This window comes from Veillonella sp. VA142, from assembly GCF_003992135.1.
Taxonomy (GTDB): domain Bacteria; phylum Bacillota; class Negativicutes; order Veillonellales; family Veillonellaceae; genus F0422.
This window is the reverse complement of record NZ_RQVN01000039.1, coordinates 1-6,109: the sequence shown is the minus strand read 5'-3', so window position 1 is coordinate 6,109 and position 6,109 is coordinate 1. Positions and strand designations below refer to the sequence as shown.

Below are 6,109 nucleotides of genomic sequence, written 5' to 3'. Positions count from 1 at the left end.
TATGTCTATTTTATTGCAACAAAAAAATGTTGGTGACTACTCTCATATGAGTAGCCCCAACATTTATTATAGAGCCGTTTTTTTGATTTGGTCAGTAAATCTTGTCACAAGGCTACTACGCTTAACTGCGTTCCTCAGGGGGCTCAATTTCCCTCTTTTGAGATGAGCCTAATGCTAGCAGCGTCGAAGGAGCTTCTTGTGTTTTGTGATTCGGGTTGTAAGAAACGTTACAAGGTTGTTACGTTTAACTGAGTTTCTTGGAGAAGGGAGCGGTTGACTTGGTTGGTGCATATCGAGTTTTAATACAACTGATTAGTTCTATGGAGTTTCTTGAATAACATAGAACTTGTTCACAATTTATATACTACATGAAAGTTTGCTTATGCATTATACGCCATAATTTATAGTATAATAATAGTATGATACATTTAGAACTTGAAGAATTAGCAATACAACTAAATATTCCTGCTTTGGGAGTGGCACCTTGGCCATTGCAGGCAGAGGCGTCGTTGCATTTGGATACGCCCTATCCCTGTCCGTTTACGAATGGAAGTATTGAAGAACGATTGAAAGGGTCCACGACTATTGCTTCACCGAAGTCCGCGATAGTCTGTTTATTTCCCTATTATGTGCCTAGGGAAGGAGTTACGAATTTAGCTAGGTATTGTTGGGGCGATGATTACCATGTTGTGGTGCGCCAGTATTTGGAACGACTGGTGGATGTTTTGCGTGAACGGTATCCTGATGACATGTACGAGATTCACTGCGATACGTCTCCTTTGGCGGATCGCTATATGGCATATTTAGCAGGCTTGGGATTTTACGGTTGGAATCAAACGTTTATTAATCCTAGATGGGGATCCTATACCGTGATAGGGACCATTATGACGACTTTGGCATTACCGCCTTCTTCGCCACTGAATCAGACCTGTTTACAATGTGGTGCTTGTTTGCGTACTTGTCCTGGTAAGGCTTTACAGGGGAATCATTTAGATTACCGAACCTGTAAAAGTTATCTTACCCAATGTAAAGGGGAACTTTCAGAGGAAGAAGAAGGAATTATCGGAAAGACGCCACTCATTTTTGGATGCGATGTATGCCAAGAGGTGTGCCCTCATAATCGAGATATTCCTATGACGCCTATCCCAGAGTTTCAACAGATTGTACCCTACATTGAGGCAGAGGAATTAGAAGGGATGACAAATAAAGAATTTAAAGCGAAGTACGGTCACAAGGCATGGGCTTGGCGAGGAAAGAAAGTATTGCTTCGCAATGCGGAGATTGTTAGAAAGGAAAGGCATGAATGAAAGTAAGTTCGGCTTAGAATTTTGACTACATATTTTAGGGGGGCACATAGCGATTACTATATTATCGACAGATGTACTGGTGTCACGCCCGATTATACTGGACAAGCTAATTATATCGGAGTCACATAGAAAAAGTGGGGTATTTTATTGACACGGATGGCTCTTGTCCTGTATAATAATTGAGTCATAGTTTGGGTACGCCCAACTATTGCAAGCCGCATGAAGAGGTCAGTAATATCTGGCTTCGGCTAGATAACCGCATTCAGCGAGTACGAATACAAGGAGGTGTCATAATGTACGCAATTATTAAAACTGGTGGTAAACAATATCGCGTTTCTGAAGGCGATGTAATCACTATTGAAAAATTGGATGTAGCAGCTGAAGGAACTGTTTCTTTTGACGAAGTTGTAACTGTAGTTAAAGACGGTGACGTTAAAGTTGGTACACCACTTGTGGACGGTGCAAAAGTTACTGGTACAGTACTTGAACATGGTAAAGCGAAAAAGATCTTGGTTTTCAAATACAAAGCGAAATCCAATTATCGTCGTCGTCAAGGCCATCGCCAACCATTCACTAAAGTTCGCATCGAAAAAATCGAGGCGTAAGTATCATGACTCACATTGATGTGAAGCGCAATCGATTAGGGCAAATCATAGAATGTCATTTTCGTGGACATGCTGAGGCAGGTCCCTACGGAGAAGATATTGTATGTGCGGCTATATCCATGCTTTCACAGACATCGATCTTAGGTCTTCATGAGGTAGCTAAGCAATCCATGGAGTACCAAATGGAAGATGGTGAGTTACATATCCTACTTTCAAAACCTATTACTGAAAGTGGACAAACTATATTAGAAACGATGCTTCTTGGTATCAAGAATGTGGCGGATCAATATAGTGATTTTGTTAGAGTGAGTGAACAATAGGAGGTGAACTACATGTTATTCAATATCCAATTACAACTATTCGCATCTAAAAAAGGTGCTTCCAGTACAAAAAATGGTCGAGATTCCGAGTCCAAACGTCTTGGAGTTAAATGCCATGACGGTTCTACTGTAAAAAGTGGTAACATTCTAGTTCGTCAACGTGGTACACATTTCCATCCAGGCGCTAACGTAGGTATCGGCAAAGATGATACTTTGTTTGCATTGGTTCCTGGCCGTGTAGCATTTGAACGTGCTGGTCGTTATAACCGTAAAGTTTCTGTATACCCTGTAGAAGCTTAATCATAACACATATAAGAGGTCACTAGATAGCAATATCTGGTGGCCTTTTTTTGTTTGCGTTGGGGAGGAAACTTTCATAATGAACAAATGAATGGATGTATATTTCTGTTAATGCATAGATAGTATTAGTAATTGCTTTCATAATACAGACTAATTTTGTATACATAGATACTCAAGTGGAGTATAATAAAGAATAGGCTATATCTAATAAAATCGGTATAGCTCACATGTTACGATAAAGCCTGAAAAGATTAGGCTATCATAGATCTACTAAGTCAGTAGAAAAGGAGTTTACTATGTATAATGTACACTCTTCCAAGGCGGAAGAATTTATTAATCATGAGGAGATTCTAGCTACTCTACAATACGCAGAAGAAAATAAGGGAAACCGTCCTTTATTGGATGCCATATTAGAAAAGGCGAAAACTCGTGTAGGATTGAGCCACCGTGAGGCGATGGTACTGTTAGAATGTCCTTTGCCAGAATATAAGGAGAAATTATTTGCTTTAGCAAAAGAGATTAAACAAGCGATTTATGGCAATAGGATTGTACTATTTGCTCCTTTGTATTTATCAAACTATTGCATCAATGGTTGCGTCTATTGCCCATACCATGCGAAAAATAAGACTATCACTCGCAAAAAATTAAACCAAGATCAAGTGCGTGAAGAAGTAATGGCATTAGAAGCAATGGGGCATAAACGGATTGTTATCGAATCTGGTGAACATCCATTAGAAAATCCATTGGAATATATTTTAGAATGTATCGATACGATTTATTCTATTAAAAAAGATAATGGAGAAATTCGTCGCGTGAACGTAAATATTGCTGCTTGCGAAGTGGAAGATTATCGTAAATTGCATGAGGCGGGGATTGGTACCTATACATTATTCCAAGAAACCTATAATAAAGAAAATTATGAAGCTCTCCATCCAACAGGACCTAAGAGTGATTATGCGTATCATACAACAGCTATGGACCGTGCTATGGAGGCGGGTATTGATGACGTAGGTATTGGTGTTCTCTATGGATTGGAACACTATAAATATGACTTTGTAGGTTTGTTGATGCATGCAGAGCACTTAGAAGCAAAGTTCGGTGTAGGTCCGCATACGATTAGTGTACCTCGTATCTGCCCAGCGGATGATATCGATGTAGATGATTTCAGCAATGCAGTACCAGATGATATTTTCGAAAAAATAGTGGCTTTAATTCGTGTATCTGCACCGTATGCAGGTATGATAATGTCTACTCGTGAAAGTCAATCTATGCGTGAGCGGGGCTTAGCATTGGGCATTTCCCAAATCTCTGGTGGTTCTCGTACATCCGTTGGTGGCTATGTAGAAGAAGAACCAGAAGAAGAAAACTCTGCTCAATTCGATACGAGTGACCGCCGTTCCTTGGATGAAATTGTGGAATGGTTATTGCAATTAGGCTATGTACCTAGTTTCTGTACAGCTTGTTACCGTGAAGGGCGCACTGGTGACCGATTCATGGCGCTCGCAAAGAGTGGACAAATTTCCAACTGTTGTCAACCGAATGCGTTGATGACATTAAAAGAGTATTTACTAGACTATGCCGATGAGGAAACAAAAGCTGTTGGTGCGGCTGTTATCGACGTGCAATTAGACTCCATTAAAAATGATCTAGTGAAAGAAAAATCCAAAGCTTATATTGCGCAAATGGAAGAGGGAGAACGTGACTTCCGATTCTAGTCAAAACTCAGTGCATAGGGTATAATATTTAATATATAGTGTTTATATATTGAAGTTATAAACAGAAGATTGTTGGAGGACAGAATGGAACAAAAAGAGATGGTTGTTGTCGTTGACTTTGGTGGTCAATATAACCAACTAATCGCGCGTCGTGTACGTGAAAATAATGTGTATTGTGAGGTATATCCATACAATAAGGCATTAGAAAAAATTAAAGAATTACAGCCAAAAGGTATCATCTTCACAGGTGGTCCTGCTAGCGTATACGAAGAGAATGCTCCAAAAATGGAAGCAGAAGTATTCGAACTTGGCATTCCAGTGTTGGGTATGTGTTACGGTATGCAATTTATGGCACATACATTGGGTGGTCATGTAACCTCTGCGGAAACACGTGAATTTGGTAAAACACCAACTCAAGTAGACGTGTCCTCACCGCTATTTAAAGGACTTTCAACAGAAGAAATCGTATGGATGAGCCATGTGGATTATGTGGCAACAGTACCCGAAGGTTTCAAAATTGTAGCGCATACAAAAGATTGCCCTGTGGCAGCGATGCAAAACGAAGAACGCCGTTTATACGCGATGCAATACCATGCAGAAGTGTTGCATACAGAACACGGCAAAGAAATGTTGCACAACTTCTTGTATGAAGTGTGCGGATGCACGGGTCAATGGACGATGGCAAACTATGCAAAAACAGCTATTGAAGAAATCCGCAACACTGTAGGCGATGGCAAAGTGTTGTTGGCGTTGTCTGGTGGCGTAGATAGCTCCGTAGCGGCAGCGTTAATTTCTAAAGCCGTAGGCGACCAATTGACTTGTATCTTCGTTGACCATGGTTTGATGCGTAAAAACGAAGGTGACGAAGTAGAAGCAGCGTTCAAAGATTCTGGTATGCACTTCATTCGTGTGGATGCAGAAGAACGCTTCTTAACAAAATTGGCTGGACTTGAAGAGCCAGAAGCAAAACGTAAATCTATCGGTGAAGAATTTATCCGCGTTTTTGAAGATGAAGGTCGTAAAATTGGTTCGGTAGATTTCTTAGCACAAGGTACCATTTATCCAGATGTGATTGAATCTGGTACAGGTGAGGCAGAAGTGATTAAATCTCATCATAACGTAGGTGGGTTGCCAGCAGTAGTAGATTTCAAAGGCTTAATCGAACCACTTCGCAACTTGTTCAAAGACGAAGTTCGTCAATTAGGTGCTGAACTTGGTTTGGCAGATTACCTCGTATGGCGTCAACCATTCCCAGGACCAGGGCTTGCGATTCGTGTCATGGGGGAAGTGACAAAAGATAAACTAGACGTATTGCGTGATGCGGATTACATCTTCCGTGATGAAATCGCAAAAGCTGGTTTAGATCGTTCCATTAACCAATACTTTGCTGTGTTGACAAGTACACGTACAGTAGGCGTTATGGGGGACTTCCGTACTTACGATTACACATTAGCCTTGCGTGGTGTCACTACAACTGACTTTATGACAGCCGATTGGGCACGTATTCCTTATGATGTGTTAGATACAATCTCCCGCCGTATCGTGAACGAAGTAAACCACATCAACCGTATCGTGTACGATATTACAAGTAAACCACCAGCTACCATTGAGTGGGAATAGAATAGATATACTGAAAGCCAGCAGAACTTAGAGTCTGCTGGCTTTTGTGTTGTAAAAATGGGCTCTTTGTCAAATGTGGGGGCTACTCATATAAAAAGTTCATAGCACTAGCTATTCAAATAGCTAGTGCTATTCTTTTTGCTTAATAGAAGTATACGAACTCTAAAGCGTTCAAAATGACGCAACCCATAACTTATTCTCTTTAATACTTTAATGTTATTATTACATCCTTCTGTAAACCC

General features: G+C 40.5%; 7 protein-coding genes. 6 read left to right on the top strand and 1 reads right to left on the bottom strand.

Annotation, left to right across the window (positions count from 1 at the left end; all coding sequences use genetic code 11):
• Nucleotides 1-419: 419 nt before the first annotated feature.
• The 6 genes from EO117_RS08895 to guaA all read left to right on the top strand — a co-directional run bounded on the left by EO117_RS08895 (nucleotide 420) and on the right by guaA (nucleotide 5,867).
• Nucleotides 420-1,307, top strand: coding sequence for an epoxyqueuosine reductase (locus EO117_RS08895; RefSeq protein ID WP_126940097.1), 888 nt, complete (start codon nucleotides 420-422; stop codon nucleotides 1,305-1,307).
• 293 nt (nucleotides 1,308-1,600) lie between these two features.
• On the top strand, nucleotides 1,601-1,912 hold the full coding sequence (rplU, locus tag EO117_RS08890; RefSeq protein WP_009352881.1) for a 50S ribosomal protein L21: 312 nt from the start codon (nucleotides 1,601-1,603) through the stop codon (nucleotides 1,910-1,912).
• Nucleotides 1,913-1,917: 5 nt separating this feature from the next.
• Nucleotides 1,918-2,232, top strand: coding sequence for a ribosomal-processing cysteine protease Prp (locus EO117_RS08885; protein ID WP_126940096.1), 315 nt, complete (start codon nucleotides 1,918-1,920; stop codon nucleotides 2,230-2,232).
• A gap of 12 nt (nucleotides 2,233-2,244) precedes the next feature.
• Nucleotides 2,245-2,532 carry a 50S ribosomal protein L27 gene (gene rpmA / locus EO117_RS08880; RefSeq protein WP_009353004.1) on the top strand — a complete coding sequence of 96 codons (288 nt, stop codon included), beginning with the start codon at nucleotides 2,245-2,247 and terminating at the stop codon, nucleotides 2,530-2,532.
• Nucleotides 2,533-2,828: 296 nt separating this feature from the next.
• Nucleotides 2,829-4,247, top strand: coding sequence for a [FeFe] hydrogenase H-cluster radical SAM maturase HydG (hydG, locus tag EO117_RS08875; protein WP_126940095.1), 1,419 nt, complete (start codon nucleotides 2,829-2,831; stop codon nucleotides 4,245-4,247).
• Nucleotides 4,248-4,331: 84 nt separating this feature from the next.
• A complete protein-coding gene (gene guaA / locus EO117_RS08870; protein ID WP_126940094.1) occupies nucleotides 4,332-5,867 on the top strand; it encodes a glutamine-hydrolyzing GMP synthase in 1,536 nt (511 codons plus the stop codon).
• Between the two features lie 107 nt (nucleotides 5,868-5,974).
• On the opposite strand, the gene EO117_RS08865 is transcribed toward guaA, so the two are convergent.
• Nucleotides 5,975-6,109: transposase (locus EO117_RS08865; protein ID WP_164727450.1), on the bottom strand; the 135-nt coding region annotated here is incomplete at its 5' end.

Bases quoted from the DNA above. Each gene is read 5' to 3' on its own strand.
- rpmA (WP_009353004.1), top strand. From the start codon at position 2,245: ATGTTATTCAATATCCAATTACAACTATTCGCATCTAAAAAAGGTGCT.
- rplU (WP_009352881.1), top strand. From the start codon at position 1,601: ATGTACGCAATTATTAAAACTGGTGGTAAACAATATCGCGTTTCTGAA.
- guaA (WP_126940094.1), top strand. From the start codon at position 4,332: ATGGAACAAAAAGAGATGGTTGTTGTCGTTGACTTTGGTGGTCAATAT.
- hydG (WP_126940095.1), top strand. From the start codon at position 2,829: ATGTATAATGTACACTCTTCCAAGGCGGAAGAATTTATTAATCATGAG.
- EO117_RS08895 (WP_126940097.1), top strand. From the start codon at position 420: ATGATACATTTAGAACTTGAAGAATTAGCAATACAACTAAATATTCCT.
- EO117_RS08885 (WP_126940096.1), top strand. From the start codon at position 1,918: ATGACTCACATTGATGTGAAGCGCAATCGATTAGGGCAAATCATAGAA.